Source organism: Curtobacterium sp. PhB170, assembly GCF_003752345.1.
GTDB lineage: Bacteria > Actinomycetota > Actinomycetes > Actinomycetales > Microbacteriaceae > Curtobacterium.
This window is the reverse complement of sequence record NZ_RJUM01000014.1, coordinates 1-20,730: the sequence shown is the minus strand read 5'-3', so window position 1 is coordinate 20,730 and position 20,730 is coordinate 1. Positions and strand designations below refer to the sequence as shown.

At 71.7% G+C, this 20,730-nt stretch carries 15 protein-coding genes and 1 riboswitch; of the genes, 3 read left to right on the top strand and 12 right to left on the bottom strand.

The window, feature by feature from the left end; genetic code table 11:
• Positions 1 to 74 precede the first annotated feature (74 nt).
• The 4 genes from EDF40_RS17160 to EDF40_RS17145 form a co-directional block, all read right to left on the bottom strand.
• Positions 75 to 698, bottom strand: a complete 624-nt coding sequence (locus EDF40_RS17160) for an ATP-binding protein (protein WP_311316765.1) — start codon at positions 696 to 698, stop codon at positions 75 to 77.
• The gene (locus EDF40_RS19635) at positions 691 to 3,303 is read right to left on the bottom strand and encodes an ATP-binding cassette domain-containing protein (protein ID WP_221180498.1); all 2,613 of its coding nucleotides are present in this window, start codon (positions 3,301 to 3,303) and stop codon (positions 691 to 693) included. The genes EDF40_RS17160 and EDF40_RS19635 overlap by 8 nt, the downstream gene beginning before the upstream one ends.
• A 2-nt stretch (positions 3,304 to 3,305) precedes the next feature.
• Complete coding sequence (locus EDF40_RS17150) at positions 3,306 to 3,944, bottom strand: ECF transporter S component (protein ID WP_123341133.1); 639 nt, start codon at positions 3,942 to 3,944, stop codon at positions 3,306 to 3,308.
• Positions 3,940 to 4,051, bottom strand: a riboswitch (TPP riboswitch). It overlaps the preceding gene by 5 nt.
• A 99-nt stretch (positions 4,052 to 4,150) precedes the next feature.
• On the bottom strand, positions 4,151 to 4,471 hold the full coding sequence (locus EDF40_RS17145) for a hypothetical protein (protein ID WP_111086838.1): 321 nt from the start codon (positions 4,469 to 4,471) through the stop codon (positions 4,151 to 4,153).
• A 129-nt stretch (positions 4,472 to 4,600) separates the two neighbouring features.
• On the opposite strand from EDF40_RS17145, the gene glgX reads away from it, so the two are divergent.
• Genes glgX through treZ form a run of 3 tightly spaced genes read left to right on the top strand, consistent with a single transcriptional unit; the run spans position 4,601 to position 11,084 of the window.
• Entirely contained in the window at positions 4,601 to 6,835 is a 2,235-nt protein-coding gene (glgX, locus tag EDF40_RS17140; RefSeq protein WP_123341134.1) for a glycogen debranching protein GlgX, read from the top strand.
• On the top strand, positions 6,832 to 9,333 hold the full coding sequence (gene treY / locus EDF40_RS17135; RefSeq protein WP_123341135.1) for a malto-oligosyltrehalose synthase: 2,502 nt from the start codon (positions 6,832 to 6,834) through the stop codon (positions 9,331 to 9,333). The genes glgX and treY overlap by 4 nt, the downstream gene beginning before the upstream one ends.
• Complete coding sequence (gene treZ / locus EDF40_RS17130; protein ID WP_123341136.1) at positions 9,330 to 11,084, top strand: malto-oligosyltrehalose trehalohydrolase; 1,755 nt, start codon at positions 9,330 to 9,332, stop codon at positions 11,082 to 11,084. Before treY ends, treZ begins: the two co-directional genes overlap by 4 nt.
• A 149-nt stretch (positions 11,085 to 11,233) precedes the next feature.
• On the opposite strand, the gene EDF40_RS17125 is transcribed toward treZ, so the two are convergent.
• The 8 genes from EDF40_RS17125 to EDF40_RS17090 all read right to left on the bottom strand — a co-directional run bounded on the left by EDF40_RS17125 (position 11,234) and on the right by EDF40_RS17090 (position 20,392).
• On the bottom strand, positions 11,234 to 12,028 hold the full coding sequence (locus EDF40_RS17125; protein ID WP_123294027.1) for a polyprenol monophosphomannose synthase: 795 nt from the start codon (positions 12,026 to 12,028) through the stop codon (positions 11,234 to 11,236).
• A 44-nt stretch (positions 12,029 to 12,072) separates the two neighbouring features.
• Complete coding sequence (locus EDF40_RS17120) at positions 12,073 to 12,777, bottom strand: class F sortase (RefSeq protein ID WP_123341138.1); 705 nt, start codon at positions 12,775 to 12,777, stop codon at positions 12,073 to 12,075.
• Positions 12,774 to 13,928: a glycosyl hydrolase family 8 gene (locus EDF40_RS17115; RefSeq protein WP_123341139.1), complete on the bottom strand. Its 1,155-nt coding sequence runs from the start codon at positions 13,926 to 13,928 to the stop codon at positions 12,774 to 12,776. Before EDF40_RS17115 ends, EDF40_RS17120 begins: the two co-directional genes overlap by 4 nt.
• 161 nt (positions 13,929 to 14,089) lie before the next feature.
• Positions 14,090 to 14,911 (bottom strand): DUF4397 domain-containing protein, encoded by an 822-nt coding sequence (locus tag EDF40_RS17110; RefSeq protein ID WP_123294030.1) that lies wholly within the window; start codon positions 14,909 to 14,911, stop codon positions 14,090 to 14,092.
• Positions 14,912 to 15,126: 215 nt separating this feature from the next.
• Positions 15,127 to 17,115 carry a glycosyltransferase family 39 protein gene (locus tag EDF40_RS17105; RefSeq protein WP_123341140.1) on the bottom strand — a complete coding sequence of 663 codons (1,989 nt, stop codon included), beginning with the start codon at positions 17,113 to 17,115 and terminating at the stop codon, positions 15,127 to 15,129.
• Positions 17,112 to 18,638 (bottom strand): glycosyltransferase, encoded by a 1,527-nt coding sequence (locus EDF40_RS17100; protein WP_185003187.1) that lies wholly within the window; start codon positions 18,636 to 18,638, stop codon positions 17,112 to 17,114. The genes EDF40_RS17105 and EDF40_RS17100 overlap by 4 nt, the downstream gene beginning before the upstream one ends.
• A complete protein-coding gene (locus tag EDF40_RS17095; RefSeq protein ID WP_235036072.1) occupies positions 18,635 to 19,105 on the bottom strand; it encodes a GtrA family protein in 471 nt (156 codons plus the stop codon). The genes EDF40_RS17100 and EDF40_RS17095 overlap by 4 nt, the downstream gene beginning before the upstream one ends.
• 282 nt (positions 19,106 to 19,387) lie before the next feature.
• Positions 19,388 to 20,392, bottom strand: a complete 1,005-nt coding sequence (locus EDF40_RS17090; protein ID WP_123341141.1) for an aldo/keto reductase family protein — start codon at positions 20,390 to 20,392, stop codon at positions 19,388 to 19,390.
• Between the last annotated feature and the right edge of the window lie 338 nt (positions 20,393 to 20,730).

Here is a 20,730-nt window from a genome sequence, read left to right as displayed (position 1 = left end):
GGCGCGGCCGGCCCGAGACTCGGCGCGGCCGGCCCGAGACTCGGCGCGGCCAGCTGGTCGCGCCGGCCGGTCCGCTACGTCCGCAGCACCACGTCGGCCAGGGACGCCGGGTTCTCGGCGGCGATGAAGTCCTGCTCCTGCGCCGCCCACCGGTCCCACTCGCGCGCGAAGGTGTCGCCGTCGCGGCCGATCGCCCGGTCCCAGCGGACTGCGTCGTCGGCCTCGAGCCACACCGCCAACGAGGCCAGCGGCGCCGACGCCCGGGACACCGCCCCGCAACCCTCGATCACGATCGGCAGGTCGGGGTCGACCGCGGTCCACTCCGCCGGGCCGTCGGCGACCCAGTCCCACCGGCGGTACCCGCTGGGAGGCCCGAGCACGTCGCGGACCACGGCGTCGGCCGCCGCGCGGAGTCCGTCCCACCCCGAGTAGAGGTCGTCGAGGTGCACGACCTGCGCCCCCAGCAGCTGCGCGAGCTGATCGCCGAGAGTCGTCTTGCCGGTGCCGGAGCGGCCGTCGACGAGGACCACGAGGCGCCCGCCCGATGCCGCCGCAGCACCGGCCGCGGCCGCAGCGACGCCTGCGGCGAGGCCCTCGCCGTCCGCCGGGTCCACCGGGTCCGCCGGGTCCACCGGGTCCGCCGGGTCCACCTGGTCCGCCGGGTCCGCCGGGTCCACCGGGTCCGTCGACTCACGCACGCCAGGTCCCCGCTGCCACGGCGACTGCGATCGACGCGACACCGATCCCGACGAGCACCGCCACCATCGCCCACTCCGGCCACGCGAACCGTGCGGCCCGCGCCCACGTGCGTCGCCCGGGAGCCCCGAACCCGCGCGACTCCATCGCCACCGCCAACGTCGTCGCCCGTCGCAGCGCCAGGACCAGCAGCGCGAACGCCATCGACGCCCCGCGCCGCAGCCGTCCGGTGTCGGCAAGACCCCGCGCACGCCGCGCCATCGCGAGCTGCCGCCAGTCGTCCACCAGCAGCGTCATCATCCGGATGGCCGCGAGGGCCCCGAGCACGAACCGCGCCGGCAGCCGCAGCACCTGCGCGAGCCCGTCGGCCAGGTCGGTCGGGTCGACGCGGATGAACAACGCGACCGCGGGCAGCCCCACCGCGAGCACGCGGAGCGCCGTCGCCAGGGCGAGCGTCAGCGACCCGTCGGTGACGTGGGCGAAGCCGAAGTCGAACCACTCCCGTCCGGAGGGCCGCCCGTACAGCGCGATGCTCACCGCCGTGAGCGGCACTGCCACCAGGATCGGTGACACCCGCAGCAGCAGGGTCCGCACCGGCAGCCGCAGGAGGGGCAGCAGCGCGAGCTCGACAGCGAGGGCGACGGCTGCGGACACGACGTCCAGGCTCAGCACGAGGCACACGCCGAGCGCGAGGACGCCGACGAGCGAGGCCACCGGTTGCACGGCGCGGACACCGCGGCGGTGGTCTGTCCGGTCGGTGGCGGGCGCGGGCGGATCGGTCGCGGTGGCGGTCGTCGCGTGGGTTCGGCCTGGAGGCGCGGTTCGGCCCGTCGACGTCGGCCCCGTCTCCGGGGTGGTCGCCGTCGCACCCCCTTGGTCGCGGTCCACACGCCGGGCGCCGTCCGCCGCGAGCACGACCTCATCGGCGTCGAGCGCCCGGATCAGGTCGCGGTCGTGCGTGACGGCGACGACGGTGGTGCCGGCGTCGGCGAGTGCTCCGAGGTGCCGGACGACGGCGTCCCACGTGGACCGGTCCTGCCCGGAGGTCGGTTCGTCGAGCACGACGACCGGCGGCCGCGCGGCGACGACCGCGGCGATGGCGAGCCGTCGCTGCTCGCCGCCGGAGAGCGTGAACGGGTTGGCGTCGGCGAGGTGGGCGAGGCCGAACTCGCCGAGGAGCACGTCCGCCCGACCCGTGGAGTCCGGAGCACCGATCGCGCGGGGGCCGGCCTCGACCTCCTCGCGGACGGAGCCGGCGACGAACTGGTGCTCGGGGTCCTGGAAGACGGTGCCGATGCGGGCGGCGAGTTCGCGGCTCGACCACGTGTGCGGCGCTGGGTCGAGGCCTGCGGCGAGGTCCGTCGTGGCCGCGAGCTCCCCCGCGGCCGGCGGCAGGAGCCCCGCGAGCGTGAGGCCGAGCGTCGACTTGCCGATCCCGTTCGGCCCCGTGATCGCCAGGACCTGCCCGGCTCGGAGTTCGAGGTCGATCCCGCTGCCCACCCGCTGTCGCTTGCCCCGGGCAGTCCCGAGGTCCCGCGCCACGAGCAGCGCGCCCGCCCCAGTGCCCGCCCCCGCCCCGACGCCCGCGCCCGCCCCCTCGCCGAGCGGGCGAAATGCCGCGGTCCCCCCGGCAGCCGACGCGGGCATTTCGCCCGTTCGCGCAGCCGCACGGAACTCGTCGCCCGCCACCTCTCCGGCCCCCTCGCCGAGCGGGCGAAATGCCGCGGTCCCTTCGGCAGCCGACTCGGGCATTTCGCCCGTTCGCGCAGCCGCACGGATCCGCCCGCGGGCCGCACCACGCTCGGGCTCGGCGCCGGGCACCCACACCCCGGCCGCGGTGAGCGCGGCGCCGTGGCGCGCGAGCACCTCGGCAGGCGCGCCGTCCGCGACGACCCCGCCGCCGGGTTCGAGCAGCACGAGTCGGTCGACCAGGTCGAGCCAGGTGCCGATCCGGTGCTCCACCACGAGCAGGGTCGCCCCCGTCTCGTCGAGCAGTGCGCGGACGGCGTCGTGCACCTGGGCCACGCCGGCCGGGTCGAGGTTTGCGCAGGGTTCGTCGAGCACGAGGGCTCCCGGACGCATCGCGAGCACCCCGGCGAGCGCCAGTCGTTGCCGCTGGCCGCCGGAGAGCATCGCGGTCGAACGGTCGAGCGGCAGGTCGAGCCCGACGACCGCGAGCGCCGCCCGCACCCGTGCCCAGGTCTCGTCGCGCGGGACGCCGAGGTTCTCGCACCCGAAGGCCACGTCGTCGCCGATCCGCGACATCACGGTGTGCGCCTCGGGGTCCTGCATGACGAGGCCGACACGCCCGCGGACCGCGCGGGGGTCGGCACCGTCGACCAGGACCGAGCCCTGCACGGAAGCAGCGGTGTCGTCGGTGGGGTCGGGTTCGTCGGGCAGCACGGCGGCCACTGCCCGGAGCAGCGTCGACTTGCCGGAGCCGGACGGCCCGACGATCGCGACCCGTTCCCCCGGCTCGACGGTCAGGTCGACGCCGCGGACGGCCCACTCGGCGCGTTCGGGGTAGCGCCACCCCCAGTCGCGGAACGCGATGCGCGCGGCGCGCACGCCGACGACGTCCGGGGACGTCGACGACGGAGCGGACACCGTCACACCAGTTCGCGGGGCCGACGCCGGCTGTGCTCCCGGCCGGCCGCGAACGACGACAGCACGCCGGTGCGTGCGAGCGCGCGGACGACCAGCCACGAGCCGGCGCCCGCGATGACGGCACCGGACACGATCGCGCTCACGACGTAGACGACCTTGAACGCGGCGTCGAGACCCGGGTACCACAGCACGGTGTCGTTGATGCCGAGCGCGAGGCCGGCTGCGGCGCCCGCCAGGACGACGACCGGCAGCCGGTACACGCGGTACAGGAAGAGTGCGAGGACGATCTCGGCACCGAGTCCCTGGACCAGTCCGGCCTCGAGCGTCAGCCACCCCCACTGCGTGCCGAACAGTGCCTCGACGGACGCGGCGACCATCTCGCCGTAGAGCGCGGCGCCGGGCTTGCGGACGACGATCGCGACGAGCGGCCCGGCGAGCAACCACACTCCGCCGAACAGGGCCTTCGTTCCCGGGAGGACGAGGTCCATGACGGCGCTGATGGGTTCGTAGCCGAACTCCCACAGCCGGAAGACGACGCCGAGCGCCACCGCGAGCACGCTCGCGACGACGATGTCGACGACCCGCCAGCGCAGCGATCGCCGCGGTGCGGTGTGGACGGTTGATGACGTGCCAGAAGACATGGTGCTGGACTCCTCCCTGCGCCGGCATGATCCGGATCAGGTTCGACGGTCGGAGCGCCACTCGCTCCCTCTCAGCCCGGCGGTCCCGGACTCCCGTGTGTGTCCCAGCAGTCTAGACGTGGTCGCGACCACGTGACGGGTCGCGACCACACATCGGACGGGAGGCCCGTGGCGGGTCCGCCACGGGCCTCCCGTCCGATGTGTCGCTACTTCTTCAGGACGCGCACCAGTTTGCGGAGCACGGTGCCGGTCACCCAGACGAGCGGGATGCTCACGGCGACGAGCGAGATGAGATTCGGCTCGAACTCGAGGTCCTTGCCGGGGCGACGGATGTACGCGCCGACCGGGATCGACGCGCCGCCGCCACCGCCGCCGCCGTTCTCGTCGTCCCCGCCGCCCCCGAAGCCGAACCAGCCGAGGGACACCGGGATGAGGGTCTGGTCGCCGACCTCGACGGGGTCTCCGTAGTTCGTGGAGACGCCGATCGGGCGTACCTTGTCTGCGATCTGCGTGACGATGTTGGCCATGCGCGCGACGCTACTCGTCCGTTCCTCCACAGGGCGGGCCACGCGCGCACGGGTACACAGCTGGTGCTTGTCTGCGGACGCGGACGGGTGTCACCGATATGTTGGCGCGACCATCACCTGGAGGACCGTTTGCACACCTGGCCCGGCAACCCGTACCCGCTCGGGGCGACCTACGACGGAAGCGGCACGAACTTCGCGCTCTTCAGTGAGGTCGCCGAGCGCGTCGAACTCTGTCTGTTCGACACCGACGGCAACGAAGAGTGCATCCCCCTCGTCGAGGTCGACGCCTACGTCTGGCACGCATACCTGCCGAACGTCGGCCCCGGCCAGGAGTACGGCTTCCGTGTCCACGGCCCGTACGACCCCGACAACGGTGCACGCTGCAATCCGTCGAAGCTCCTGCTCGACCCCTACGCCAAGGCGACGAGCGGCGAGATCGACTGGGACCAGTCGCTCTTCGCCTACACGTTCGGCGACCCGGACTCGACGAACGACGACGACTCCGCGGCGCACATGATGAAGGGCGTCGTGATCAACCCGTTCTTCGACTGGCAGGGCGACCGCGCACCGCGCACGCCCTACGGCGAGACGGTCATCTACGAAGCGCACGTCAAGGGCCTCACCGAGACCCACCCCGACGTACCCGAAGAGCAGCGCGGCACCTACGCCGGCGTCTCGCACCCCGCGGTCATCGAGCACCTGAAGCGACTCGGCATCACGACGCTCGAGCTCATGCCGGTGCACCAGTTCGTGAACGACTCGACCCTGCAGGACAAGGGGCTGTCGAACTACTGGGGCTACAACACCATCGGCTTCTTCGCGCCGCACTCCTCGTACTCGTCCTCGGGCGACCAGGGGCAGCAGGTGCAGGAGTTCAAGACGATGGTGCGGGAGCTCCACCGTGCCGGCATCGAGGTCGTGCTCGACGTCGTCTACAACCACACCGCCGAGGGCAACCACCTCGGGCCGACGCTGTCGTTCCGCGGCATCGACAACGCGGCGTACTACCGCCTGGTGGACGACGACAAGAAGTTCTACATGGACTACACGGGCACCGGGAACTCGCTCAACGTCGGGCACCCGCACTCGCTGCAGCTCATCCTCGACTCCCTGCGCTACTGGGTGACCGAGATGCACGTCGACGGCTTCCGCTTCGACCTCGCCTCGGCGCTCGCCCGCGAGTTCTACGAGGTGGACCGGCTGTCCGCGTTCTTCGAGCTCGTGCAGCAGGACCCGATCGTGTCGCAGGTCAAGCTCATCGCCGAGCCGTGGGACGTCGGCCCCGGCGGCTACCAGGTCGGCAACTTCCCGCCCCAGTGGTCCGAGTGGAACGGCAAGTACCGCGACACCGTGCGCGACTTCTGGCGCGGCGAGTCGTCGACCCTCGGTGAGTTCGCCTCGCGCATCTCCGGCTCGGCCGACCTGTACGAGCACGACGGCCGGACGCCCAAGGCGAGCATCAACTTCATCACCGCCCACGACGGCTTCACGCTGTACGACCTCGTCGCCTACAACGAGAAGCACAACGACGCCAACGGCGAGGACAACAACGACGGCGAGAGCCACAACCGGTCCTGGAACTCCGGCGCCGAGGGCCCGACGGACGACGAGTCCGTGAACGCCCTGCGGCTCCAGCGACGCCGGAACTTCCTGGCGACGCTGCTCCTCAGCCAGGGCGTGCCGATGATCGCCCACGGTGACGAGCTCGGCCGTTCGCAGTCCGGCAACAACAACGTCTACGCACAGGACTCCGAGCTCAGCTGGATCGACTGGGACACCGCGGACGACGACCTCGTCCAGTTCACGGCCGACGTCGTCAAGCTGCGCCACGACCACCCGACGTTCCGCCGCACCCGGTACTTCAACGGGCGCCCGGTGCGCCGTGGTCAGGACGAGCCGCTGCCCGACGTGGTCTGGCTCACGCCCGAGGGCGACGCCATGTCGCCGGAGGACTGGGACTCCGGTTTCGGCAAGAGCGTCGGCATGTACCTGAACGGCGACGGCATCCGCGGGCGTGACTCCCGCGGCGAGCGCGTCACCGACGTTGCGTTCATCACGTACTTCAACGCCCACGACGACGTCGTGACCTTCACGCTGCCGCCCGAGGAGTACGCACCCGGCTGGACGGTCCGCATCGACACCGCCGAGCCCGGTGCCCGCGACGACATCGTCGAGGCGGGCACACCGCTCGACGTGCCGGCGCGGTCGATGATCGTCCTGCGTGCCGAGCCGAACCACGAGGTCTCGGTCACCCCGGTCGAGGTGCAGCACCACGACGGCGCCCCCGAGCCCCGGTCCCCGCAGGACGCCGTCACCCCGGCCAACCCGGCCGGTTCCACCGCACCGAGCGGCACCGCGCGATGACGACCGGCACGACGGGGGCCGGGCGTCGCGTGCCCGTCTCGACGTACCGGCTGCAGGTGTCGGCGGACTTCGACCTGGCCGCCGCACGCGACCTCGTCGACTACGTGCACGACCTCGGGGCCGACTGGCTGTACCTGTCGCCGGTCCTGCAGTCGGAGCCCGGCTCGAACCACGGCTACGACGTCGTCGACCACACGCACGTCGACACCGACCGCGGCGGCGACGAGGCCCTCCGGGTCCTCGCCGAGGCCGCGCACGCGGTCGGGCTCGGCGTGCTGGTCGACGTCGTCCCGAACCACGTCGGGGTCGCCACCCCGGCGGTCAACCCGTGGTGGTGGTCCCTGCTCGAACTCGGCCAGGGCTCCCCCGTCGCCTGGGCGTTCGACGTCGACTGGGACGCCGGCGACGGCAAGGTCCGGGTGCCGGTCCTCGACGACCGGCTGCTCGACGCGGTGACGCTCGACACGTCCGACGCCGAGCACCCGGTGCTCCGGGTCGGCGAGACCGCGTACCCGACCGCGCCGGGCACCGCCCACCCGGGCGACTCGGTCGAGGCCGTGCACGCGCTGCAGCACTACGCGTTCGTGCACTGGAAGCGTGCGGACCACGAGCTGAACTACCGCCGGTTCTTCGCGGTGAACACGCTCGCGGCCATCCGGGTCGAGGAACCCGAGGTGTTCGCGGCGTCGCACGGCGTCATCGGCGGCTGGTTCCGCGACGGCCTCGTCGACGGACTGCGCATCGACCACCCGGACGGACTGTACGACCCCGCCGGCTACCTGCAGGACCTCGCCGAGCTGACCGGCGGTGCGTACACCCTCGTCGAGAAGATCCTCGAACCCGGCGAGGAGCTCCCGAGCTCCTGGCCGGTCGACGGCACGACCGGGTACGACGCGCTCGGCGTCCTGGACCGTGTGCTCGTCGACCCCGCGGGCGAACCCGCGCTGACCGCGGCATCGGGCGCGGAGCCCGCCGACTGGCAGCAGCTCACGCACGACACCCGCCGCGGCATCGCCGACGGGATCCTCGGCAGCGAGGTCGAGCGACTCGCCCGACTGCTCGCGCCGGTCACCGCCGGAGCGGACGCGATCACGCACGAACGGCTCGTCGACGCCCTCGCCGAGGTCGTGGCGTCGTTCGACGTGTACCGCACCTACCTGCCCGAGGGCGCGCACCACCTCATCGCGTCGCTCGAACGCGCGGCAGAGGCCCGTCCCGACCTCGACGACGTCATCGACCGGATCGCCCCGGCGCTCGTCGACCCGGAGAACGCCGCCGCGATCCGCCTGCAGCAGACGAGCGGCATGGTGATGGCCAAGGGCGTCGAGGACACCGCGTTCTACCGCACATCGCGCCTGACGTCCCTGAGCGAGGTCGGGGGTGACCCGAGCGTCTTCGCGGTGTCCGTGGCCGACTTCCACCAGGCGCAGCGCGACCGACTCGGCAGCTGGCCGCACACCATGACGACCCTCACCACCCACGACACGAAGCGCAGCGAGGACACCCGCGCACGCATCGCGGTCCTGGCCGAGCTCGGCAGCGAGTGGGCCGACGCGCTCGACCGGTTGCAGTCCCTCGTCCCGCTCGAGGACCGCGTGTTCGCGGACCTCCTCTGGCAGGCGATCGTCGGCGCCCGGCCCGCGAGTCGTGAGCGGTTGCACGCCTACGCCGAGAAGGCATCACGCGAAGCCGGCGACAGCACCACCTGGACCGAGCCGGACGCGGGGTTCGAGGAGCGCATGCACGCCCTCGTCGACGCAGCGTTCGACGAGCCCGCGGTGGTGGCCGTGCTCGATGCCCTCGACGAACGGATCGACGCGGCGGGGTGGTCGAACGGGCTCGCGCAGAAGCTCGTGCAGCTCACGGCACCCGGCGTCCCCGACGTCTACCAGGGCACCGAGTTCTGGGACCGGTCCCTCGTCGACCCCGACAACCGCCGAGCCGTGGACTACGCCGAACGGCGCCACGTCCTCGCCGAGATCGACGGCCCGGACGACGACGGCCCCGAGGACCTCCCGGCGATCGGGATCGACGGCGCCGCGAAGCTCCTCGTGACCGCCCGTGCACTCCGTCTCCGCCGCGACCACCCGGAGCTCTTCACGCGGTACCTCGCGCTCGAGGCGACGGGCAGCGCGGCGGACCACGTCGTCGCGTTCGACCGCGGCGGTGCCGTGACGATCGCCACGCGACTGCCGATCGGCCTCGAACGGGTCGGTGGCTGGGGTGACACCCTCGTGCACGCCGTCCCCGTCGACCGGGTCGACCTGCTCACCGGCAGGTCCTTCCCGGCCAGCCGGGGCATCGCCCTCGCGGACCTGCTCACCACCTACCCGGTCGCGCTGCTCGTGCCGGCCGCCACGGTCGGGGAACCCGGCCACGCCGACACGGTGACCGACGCGTCCGGCTCGGAACGGGCCTCCCGGTCGACCGCCCGGACCACCCCGGCGACCGAATCCGACGCGCAAGCGGAGATCGACATCCTGGAGGGTCACGCATGACCGCACCCGACCGTTACGCCGTCTGGGCGCCAGAGCCGGACCGCGTCCGGCTCGTCGTCGACGACGTCGAGTACCCGCTGACCCGGGGCGACGACGACTGGTGGTCGACCGACGCGATCATGCCGGTCGTCGGTGCCCGCTACGGGTTCCGCCTCGGCGACGACGACGCGGTGCGACCCGACCCCCGCAGTCGCTTCCAGCCGGACGGAGTGCACGGCACGTCCGCCGTCGTCGACCCTGCGCGCTTCGCGTGGACCGACGAGTCGTGGACCGGACGTCCAGCCCGCGGTGCCGTGATCTACGAGATGCACGTCGGCACGTACACGCCGGAGGGCACCCTCGACGCGGCGGCGCAGAAGCTCGACCACCTGGTCGAGCTCGGCGTCGAGTTCGTCGAACTGCTGCCCGTGAACGGTGTGAACGGCGAGTGGAACTGGGGCTACGACGGGGTCGCCTGGTACGCGGTGCACGCCCCGTACGGCGGCCCCGAAGCCTACGACCGCTTCGTCGACACGGCGCACGCACTCGGTCTGGGCGTCATCCAGGACGTCGTCTACAACCACCTCGGGCCGAGCGGCAACTACCTGCCGCTGTTCGGGCCGTACCTGGTGCAGGGGCTCGCGAACACGTGGGGTGACTCGGTGAACGTCGAGCACCCCGAGGTGCGTCGGTACGTCCTCGACAACGTGCGCATGTGGTTCCGCGACCACCACGTCGACGGGCTCAGACTCGACGCCGTGCACGCGATCCGCGACACCACCCGACCGCACGTGCTGGCCGAGATGGCCGACGAGACGGACGCCTACGGTTCCTTCGTCGGTCGTCCGCTGTCGCTGATCGCCGAGTCGGACCTCAACGACCCGGTGATGTTCCGCCCGCGGGAAGCCGCCGGGTACGGGCTCGCCGGACAGTGGTCCGACGACTTCCACCACGCCGTGCACGTGGCGCTGACGGGCGAGACGAACGGCTACTACGCCGACTTCGCACCGCTGTCGGCGCTCGCGAAGGTGCTCGACCACGGGTTCTTCCACGACGGCACGTGGTCGTCGTTCCGTGGCCGACGCCACGGGCAACCGATCGACCGTGGGACCTCCCCGGCGACGGCCCTGGTGGTCACGAACCAGAACCACGACCAGATCGGCAACCGCGCGGCGGGCGACCGTCTGGCGGCGACGCTCGACGACGAAGGCCTCGTCATCGCCGCGGCGCTGACGCTGCTGGGTCCGTTCACGCCCATGCTGTTCATGGGCGAGGAGTTCGCCGCGACGACACCGTGGCAGTTCTTCACGTCGCACCCGGAGCCCGAGCTCGGCAAGGCGACGGCCGAGGGCCGCATCCGCGAGTTCGCGGAGCACGGCTGGGACGAGTCGGCCGTGCCGGACCCGCAGGACCCGACGACGTTCACGAACTCGAAGCTCGACTGGGCCGACGTCAGTTCCGAGCGGGGTGCGGCGATCCTGCGCGCCTACCGGGTGCTCGTCGCCCTGCGCCGGACCGACCAGGCCTTCGTCGACCACCGGTACGAGGCGAACGCCGTGCGGTTCAGCGAGGACCGGCGGTGGCTGGTGCTCACACGTGGGCTGCTCGGACCGGACGTGGCACCCGTGCACGTCGTGGTGAACTTCCTCGACGACGCTGCCGAGGTGCCGGTCCCCGGTGCCACCGGCGAAGAGCTCTACCGGTTCGGAGCGGCCGACGTCGCGACGGACTGCGTGCGGTTCCGCGGGCGGGGCGTGGTGGTGCTGCGCTAGTCAGTGCGCTCGGCGACCGGGCTGCCCATGGGAGCCCGATCCGCGAAAGCGACAGTGTCCTGCGAATGGTTCGCGGGACACTGTCGCTTTCGCGGTACCGACGCCGGGCGCCGACGTCGGACGCCGACGTCGGACGCCGTTCCAGCGGGTCAGGCCGCGTGGTCGGCCACGGCGTGTGCGTTGGTGCGCACGGACGGCAGCTTCCGGTGGTCCTTGACCAGGGAACGGGTCTCGCGGATGCGGCGGTCGATGCCCCACTTCGTCACGAGGGCCAGGCTCTCGCGCACGATGTTGCCGCTCATCTTCGAGACACCGAACTCCCGCTCGGTGAACGTGATCGGGGTCTCGACGACGCGCAGACCGGCCTCGAGGGCACGCCAGCACAGGTCGACCTGGAAGCAGTACCCCTTCGACGCGACGCCGGCCAGGTCGATCCGCTCGAACGCCCGCGAGGTGAAGACCCGGAACCCGCCGGTGGCGTCGCGGACAGCGATGCCGAGGGCCAGGCGCGTGTAGAGGTTGCCGCCGCGGGAGAGCAGTTCGCGGTACCAGGGCCAGTTCTCGACCTTGCCGCCCTTGATCCAGCGGGACCCGAGCACGAGGTCGTTCGTGTCCGCGAGCTCGAGCATCCACGGCAGGTACTCGGGGTGGTGCGAGCCGTCGGCGTCCATCTCGACGAGCTTGGCGTAGCCGTGCTCGAGGCCCCACGCGAACCCGGACAGGTACGCGCCGCCGAGGCCGTCCTTCACCGTCCGGTGCATGACGTGCACGCGGTCGGTCTCGCGGGCGATCGCGTCGGCGATGTCACCGGTGCCGTCGGGTGAGTTGTCGTCGACGACGAGCACGTGCACGTTCTCGTCGGTCGCGGCGAGCGTGCGCTCGACGATGGGACGGACGTTCTCCGCCTCGTCGTAGGTCGGGATGATGACCAGGGTCTCGCTCATGGTGCTCCTCGTGCTCCACATCGAATGTATCGGTCGGTGGTGGGTCAGTCCGACGAGAGGTCTGCGAACACGATCAGGTTGTCCGTGTAGTGCCCGGTGGCGGTGTCGAACACGCCGTCGCAGGTGATCAGTCGGAGTTGGGGGGTCGGGGTGGTGCCGTAGACGTCGCTCGTAGGGAACGCCGACTTGGCGGCGCGTTCCGAGCGGTCGACGGTGAACGTGCGGGTGCTGCCGTCGGACATCGCGACGTGGATCTCGTCGCCGGCGACCAGTTCGTCGAGCCGGAAGAACACGGCGGCGCTCGTCGGGCTGTCGACGTGGCCGGCGATGACGGCCGGGCCGACCTCACCGGGGACGATGCCGTCGCTGAACCACCCGGCGCTGTCCCAGTCGACCGGCGGGTCGAGTTCGCCGGCCGTGCCGCGGTGCAGGTCCTCGAGGTTCGACTGCACGCCGATCGCGGGGATCGAGACACTGACGGGGGTTGCCTCGGATCGGGCAGCGGGTGCCGCCGGGTCCTGGAACCCCTCGATGCCCGACCCTGCAGAAGCAGAAGCAGAAGCAGATGCCGACGCCGAACTCGACGCCGCCGAACCGGCCCGCCCGTCCGACCCGTCGCTGCCGACGGTCGACGCGAGCGCCACACCGGTGACGCCGCCGCCCACGACGACCGCGGCGAGCACGGCCCCGATCACCACGCCACGACGTCCGAACGCCGGACCACGCCCGGCGGATCGCCGGCCGGTCACGATGCGCCTCCGGCCGTCGTCGCGCAGCCGCCGAGCACGTCCGACGTGAGCATGGTCGAACCGAGTGCGGCCCAGGCGTCCCCGTAGTACGTCGGCGTGGTGGCAGCCGTCCGGTCGGCCCGCTCCAGGTCGTCGGCGGCCGCACCGGAGGAACCGGCCGCGTACTCGGCGGCGGCCCGGGCGGTGTACGCCAGGGCGTTCGTGTCCCCGGTCACGGCGGTGCCGCCCAGGTCGAGCTGCGCCGCGAGCTGCGTCGTCCGACGCAGGGTCGGCGCGAGCGATCCGGCGAGGGCGCGGTCGTCGGCGGAGCAGGCCTCGGCGTAGCGGACGGGCGTCCGCATCGCGTCGTAGCCGTACAGCACGCGCTGGTCTCCACCGGTGGCGGGCATCGGGTCGACGGTGCCATCGGCGTGCACCTGCGACCAGTCGCTCGGCAGCTGCGACTCGTCGAGCACCGCCGCGGTCGCCGCGCGGGACCCACGGTTCAGCGTGGTCCAGCGGTCGTCGCCCGTGGCCTTCGCCAGCACCGCGAAGGCTGCCGGAGACGCGTACGAGGCGTTGTACCGGTACGGCTCGGAGTCCGCCCACGGCCCGGGCAGCAGGATCGTGCCGAGCTCCGTGGTCGCGGTCTCGTGTTCCAGGATCGCCGAGGCGATGCGCTTGCCAGCTGCGGTGTAGCGGTCCTCGCCCCAGGCATCACCGGCGAGGACCAGGGCCCGCGCGGCGTCGAGGTCGGCGTCACTGGCCGGCTGCTCGTCGGCGACACCGTCGTCGGGCGTCCAACGCCAGGCGAGCAGGTCGTCGTCGGTCAGCATGTGCGTCTTCGTCCACTTCCAGATGTCGTCGAACCGGTCGCGGTCACCGTTCGCGAAGGCGATGAGCAGCCCGTAGGCCTGTCCCTCGCTGACGGTGTCGTCGCCCTGGTCGGTGCGGACGACACGGCCGTCCTGCACGTACCGGTCGAGGAACTCCGTGCGGAGCTCCTTCGGGGAGCGTGCCGCGTCGGGCGCGCTGGTCGAGGTCGGGGTGGCGACCGAGCCGCTCGAGGCCTCGGTGTCCTGCCCCCACGGGCGAACCGCGATGAGCGCGACGCCGACGGCGACGACCACCGCCGCTGCGGCGGTGACGGGTATCCAGGTCCTGCGGGTCATGCTGGCCTGCCTTTCCGTGGATGGTGACGATGGATCTGGCGGGTCGGCCTACGACGCCGGTTCCGGGCCGACGCGCCAGCGGCGGACCGGCCGTGCCGGTGGGGAGGGCCGGATCACGTGAGCGTGACGGCGCACGTGATCCGTGCCTCCCGGCCAGGGCGTCAGCGGTACAGCGAGCGGAGCGCTGCGATGGCCGTGTGGACGGCCTCCGTCATCGGGCGGTCGGCGGCTGCGCCGCCGCCACCCGTCTGCACGCCGCCGGTCGGCGTCGCGGCGGTGGCTGCGGCGTCCGTGACCGGCACGACCGTCAGGTCGCCCTTGCTGTCGTCGAGGACGAACAGGGTGGAGACCGTGTTGCCCGCGAGGTCGACGCTGGCGGTGCCCTGCTGGCCGCTGCCGGAGACGTCGAGCGTCCACTTGCCGGAGTCGACGGTGGCGTACTTGGTGGCGGTGCCGAACTTCGCTCCCTCGGCGATGGCGGTGCCCTCGGAGGTGCTCACGTCGACCTGCTTCGCCGTGGTGGCGGCCTGGACGAGCCGGAGCTTCGCCTTGCCGTCGCCGGGCTGCTGCAGGTCGTCGGTGAACGCCGTCGTCTTGAGGTCGGTGTTCTTGCCGTACGCGACGACCGTGCTCGCGTCGCCCTTGTCGACCTTGACGTCGGTGGAGATCACCGGCGTGGAGTCCGGGGCGTCCGAGGCCCGCATCGACAGCACGTAGGTGCCGACCGGGAGCTCCTGGTACTTGCTGACCTGGCCGTACGTGACGTCGTCGAGCTCGAAGATCGTCTTGCCACCGGACAGGCTGGACAGTTCGACGTCGACGCCCTTGGTGTCGGGCGAGAGGTGGCCGACGCGGAGCCAGCCCTCGTCGGCGGTCGCGGCGGAGGCGGTCTGGGGTGCTGCGAGTCCGACGGTCGCGGCGACGAGGGTCGCTGCGAGTGCGCCGACGACGACGGTGCGGCGTCGCTGGGTGTGTGCGGTCATGGTCGTGCTCCTTCGGGTCGTGGTGCTGGTCGAGTTGTGTGCGGTGGTGCTGCGGGCGTTCCCGGGGGTGCTGCGGGCGTTCCCGGGGGTGTTCTCGCGGGCCGCCCCGCGAGCCGCCCCGCGAGCGGGCGAAATACCGGGGTCGGCGTCCGGAGCACCCGGGCATTTCGCCCGCTCGGCGATCCGGGCGGCGCGCCGCTCGGCGGGGCGGCGGGTCACGAGGCGCTCGTCGCGGTCGTGGTCGGGTCCGCCGGGGTGTAGGTGACGGTGAGGCGTTCGCCCTCACGCTCGACCGACGCCGGCCGGAACGAATCGGGCATCGCCTCGAGGGTGGCGGCCACGCGCTCCGCCGAGGCAGCGTCGCTCGTGTGCAGGACGGCGGTGCGGAACGGCTGGCCGGTCTCGCCCGTGAGCGGGGTGAAGCGGTCGACGCGGACGTCCTGGTCGGCGAGAACCTGGCCGAGCGCGATCATCGCTCGCGAGTCGACCTGACCCGCACGGAACTGCGACTTCGTGCCGTCGTCGGCCCGGAGCGCCGGGTTCGACGCCAGCTCGGTGCCCATGGTCTTCCGCAGGTCGCTGGCCCGGGTGATCGCGGTCTGTGCGGCCGTCGACCCCTCGGCGTGGATGCGTCGGACCTCGACCTGCTGGTCACCGGACCCGAAGGTCGCGACGGCCGTCGAGTTCTCGATCGCCTGGCGGATGTCGGACGACGAGTTGCCGCCGGTCCGCATGGAGTCCGTCGTGATGACGTAGTCCGAGTCCTTCCACCCGTTGGGCGACTGGCGCTCCACGGCTCCGTCGGTGTCGAGCTTGTAGTACCAGACCACGTTGTTCCGGGCGAAGCCGTCCTCGACGAGGTCGACCCACATGGCGTCGTCCACCAGCAGTCGGGAGGACTTCGAGACGTTGTCCCCGACCCACTGCTCGGCCTGCTGCATCGGCAGGTCGAGGTTGCCCAGCACGAAGCCGCGCAGCTGTGTTCCCCAGAGCGGCACCGCCACGACGAGTGCGACCGCGGTGGTGACGGCCCAGGTGATGCCGAGGCCACGACGGGTCCCAGCGCCGAGGCGGGTTCGGGTGCGGACCCGCCCGGCGATCGCCAGGACGGCACGCTCGGCCGTGTAGGCGACCAGCAGGGCGGCGAACGGGATGAGCATGATGACGTACGGCACCGGCAGGTACCCGTTCGGGCGGAACATCATCGCGAGCAGGAAGACGAGCATCGCGGCGATCGGACGGACCCGGCGCAGGAAGAGCCCGACGACCGCAGCGGCCGAGCCGAGCACGATGAACACCGGGTCGAGCGCCCACCACTGCGACGCGGCGGCGTTGGCCAGGCTGCCCGGGTCGAACAGCGAACCCGATGCCGAGCGCGAGCCGAGCTGGTAGGTGATGCCCTCGAACAGGCTGACCCGACCACTGCTCGGCAACAGCTCGCCCTTGACCGCGGCGAGCAGCAGGTACCCGCCGCCGATCACCACGAGCACGGCACCGGCGACGCTCAGCGTGTAGCGGCGGGTGCTCTTGTCGGCGCGACGGATCGCCATCCAGATGAGGAACGGCAGGGCGAGCAGGTACGTCTCCTTGGAGAGCACCGCGATGCCGAGGCACGCAGCGGCGCCGGCGAACCCGGCGAGCTGCTGGCGACGGCTCAGGACGAGGACGAACGCGGCGAGCAACCACGGCGTCGCGACGTTGTCGATGTAGACCGTGCGGTGGTACTGCAAGGCGAGCGGCGACAACGCGAAGACGAGTCCGGCTGCGGCAGCGGTGATCCGACCGGCACCGAGGCGGCGGGCCAGGACGAACAGCAGGATGCTGGAGACGGCGGAGAAGAAGACCATCGCCTCGCGGCCGGCCTCGACGGCGAACGGGTAGCGCGCGAACGCCCCGGTCAGACCGGTGTAGCCGGCGATCTGGATCCAGCCGAGTGGCGGGTGGTCGTACCAGTACGTGTAGTGCGTGATCTCGCCGAGGTGCATGATCGCCCAGGCCTGCGCCGTGTACGTGCCCTCGTCGTCGATCCGCTGCGGGGTGCCGGACATGTTCCACGCCTGCACGATGACGGTGACGGCGACGACGGGCAGCAGCCACGTCAGGCTCGCGGCGTGCCGGCGGAACCAGGCGCCGATGCCGGTGTGGTTCCCCGCGACGGCACCGCGGATCGGGATGCCGGTGGTGTTGGTGATGCTGGCGGTCATCGGGTCCCTCCTGTGGTCGTACCGGCGAGCTCACGCTCGGAAGACGAAGACGAAGACGAAGACGAAGAAGACGTCGCGCCCGCGGAACCGGTCAACTCCGACGCGAAGCCGACGACCTCGGCGGGCTGCTCGGCGTTCCGGTGCTGGCCCGTGTGCTCCGTCTTCTCCCAGCCGTTCTGCCCCTTGGCGTGGCGGACGACGGCTCGGACGGCTGCTGCGGCGAGGAAGATCTGGTACGGCACGAGACCGAGCACGAGCTTCACGTAGTCGCGGAACCGGACCTTCTCCTTGTAGATGCGACCGAACTCGTTGAGGCCGACGACCTCGACGGCCAGCAGCATGAGCGTCGGTGCCACCGGGATGAACGACACCAGGGCGATCGCCGTCGGCACCTTGACGAACAAGATCATCAGGACACTGAGCGGGATGAGCAGTCCGGTGGCCGCCTGGATGAACGGCATGGTCAGCATGTACCGGGCGAAGAAGCGCTGACGGAACGACGGCAGCTTCTTCCACTCCCCCTTGCCGAGCACCTGCAGGAAGCCCTGGTTCCAGCGCGTCCGCTGCTTGAGCAGCGAGGCGAAGGTCGGCGGGGTCTCCTCGCGGGTGACGGCCTCGGGGCTGTACGCGACGACGACCTTCGCGCCGTCGGCGGACAGACGGACACCGAGCTCGCAGTCCTCGGCGAGGCAGTGCGCGTCCCAGCCGTTCGACCAGTCGAGGCGCTCCTTCGTCACGAAGACGGTGTTGCCGCCGAGCGGGATGAACTTCGAGCCGGCGTGGAAGTGCAGGCGCGAGCGGAACCAGAAGTAGTACTCCAGGACGTTCCGCAGCGACCACCAGCTGGACTTGAAGTTCATCAGCTGCACGCCGCCCTGCACGACGTCGGCCCCGGTCTCCTGGAACCGCGAGTCCACCAGGGTGAGCAGGTGCGGGTAGACCTCGTCCTCGGCGTCGAACACACCGACGACGTCACCGGTCGCGTACTGCAGCGCCAGGTTCATCGCCTTCGGCTTGTTCTTCGGCAGGGTGTCGTCGACGACCACCCGGATCAGCTCGGGGTGGCGGGCTGCGGCGGCGCGGACGACGGCGTCCGTCTCCGGGTCGTCCTCGCCGACGATCGCGATGATCTCGAAGTCGGGGTGATCCTGCTTCGCGAGCATGTCGAGCGTCTGGCCCATGACCTCCTGCTCGTGTCGTCCGGGCACCAGCAGGGTGAAGCGGTGCGCGGCCGGGCGCGGGGTCTGGCTGAAGCTCGTCGACTTCAGCGCGTCCCGCGAGCGCCAGGCGTGCAGCATCCACCAGAGCGTCGTCAGCGCGACGATCGTGAGCAGCACGGAGATCGCGATGAGCGCGGAGTAGCCGATCCACTCACCGAGCGACCACGCGGCCTGCTGGACGGCACCGGAGCCTCCGGTCGGGACGTCGGTGGTCCCTCGGTTCGGGACGCTCGACGGAGCGGTCCCCTCGTTCGGCTGGAGCAGCGGCCCTGCGGCCGTCAGCAGCGTGGCGGAGATGGTCATGCGGCGAGCCCCTTCGTGCGACGAGCATCGGTGGAACGGAAGACGAGGGCCTTGTACGCGGCGAACCGGAAGGCGGTTCCGAGCACGAGGCCGACGCCGTTGCCGGCGACGTTGTCGGCGAGGGTCGAGGTGAACCCGAGGACGTAGTGCGAGACGAACAGGCAGGCCGCGGCGATGCCGAGCCCGATCAGGTTCGTGGCAGCGAAGAGCAGCCCCTCGCGCACGGTCTCGCGGCGGCCGGTCTGGCGCTCGGCGCGGAACGTGATGAATCGGTTGCCGATCCACGCCACGGCGGTCGCCACGACGGCCGACACGATCTTCGCGGCGATGGGACCGTCGGGCATGACGGTGGCGCGCAGCAGGTTGTAGATGCCCAGATCGATGACGAAGCAGACGGCACCGATCGTGCCGAACGACGCGAGTTGCCTCGCGGTGGCGAGCAGGCGCGAGACCGTGCCGGGTCGCACGGTCGGCACCGTACCGGTGTCGGGCGACACCAGAACGGGGGTATCAGTTCGGGTCATGCCCCCGATTCGGGGGTAAGTGGCTCGTGGTTTGGGTGGGGTACGGGCTTACCCAGGCGTCTGCCAGTTCCACGACACGTGCCGTTCATCCGGGGTACGGACGGCCGGTCTGTGCAGACCGGACCGGTCTGTGCAGGCCAACAGGGCTGTGCGGCCGACCGAAAAGCGGACGGGAGGCCCGTGGCGGCATCGCCACGGGCCTCCCGTCCGATGGTGGGTCGCGTCTCAGGCGGGACGCTGCGCCGGGGACACGGTCTTGGCCGCGTCGCGCTCCGGGAGGTCACCCAGCGCCTCGTCGATGGCGGCGAGCGCGTCGGCATCGAGCGTGACGCCCGCGGCCTTGACGTTGTCCGTGACCTGCTCCGGACGCGAGGCACCGACGATGGCGCTGGCGACGTTGTCGTTCTGCAGGGTCCACGCGATCGCGAGCTGCGCGAGGGTGAGGCCGGCCTGGTCGGCGACGGGCTGCAGGCGCTGCACGGCCTCGAGGACCTCGTCGCGCATGAACCGTTTGATCATGTCGGCGCCGCCCTTCTCATCCGTGGCACGTGAGCCCTCGGGCAGCGGCTGACCCGGCTTGTACTTGCCGGTCAGCACGCCCTGCGCGATGGGCGACCAGACGATCTGCGACAGGCCGAGCTGCTTCGAGGCGGGGACGACCTCGCCCTCGATGACCCGCCACAGCATCGAGTACTGCGGCTGGTTCGAGATGAGCTGGAAGCCGAGCTCCTTCGCGAGCGCTGCGCCGGCGCGGATCTGCTCGGCGTTCCACTCGCTGACGCCGATGTAGAGCGCCTTGCCCTGACGGACGACGTCCGCGAAGGCCTGCATGGTCTCTTCGAGGGGGGTCTCGTGGTCGTAGCGGTGCGCCTGGTAGAGGTCGACGTAGTCGGTCTGCAGGCGGGTCAGCGAGCCGTTGATCGACTCCGTGATGTGCTTGCGGGAGAGTCCGACGTCGTTGTGCTGCTTGGGCCCGGTGGGCCAGTACACCTTCGTGAAGACCTCGAGCCCCGCCCGCCGCTCGCCCTTGAGCGCTTCGCCGAGGACGGTCTCGGCGGCGGTGTTGGCGTACGTGTCCGCGGTGTCGAACGTGGTGATGCCGGCGTCGAGCGCTGCCCGCACGCACTGGGAGGCGACGTCGTTCTCGACCTGCGAGCCGTGCGTCAGCCAGTTGCCGTAGGTGATCTCGGAGATCTTGAGTCCGGAGTTGCCCAGGTACCTGAATTCCATGGTCCCGACGCTACTGGAGCCCGCCGACACGTGAGGGGCCCCGCGAGTGCCTGCCGCCCGCCGCGGGGTGGGTGGAGGCGGGTGGGGGGGGGTGGGGGGGGTGGGAGTGCGGGGGGTGCGGGTGGGCGTGCGGTGCGGTCGGCCGCCGCCGCCGCCGCCGCGAGCGTGGGGTCCCGCGAGCGGGGGGGGGGGGGGGGGGGGGGGGGGGGGGGGGGCGGGGGGGGGGCGGGGGGGGCCCCCCCCCCCCCCCCCCCCCCCCCCCCCCGCCCGCGGGACAGAACAGCACAGAAAACAACACCCACCCACCCCGCAAACCCAACGAGAAGACAACGAACACA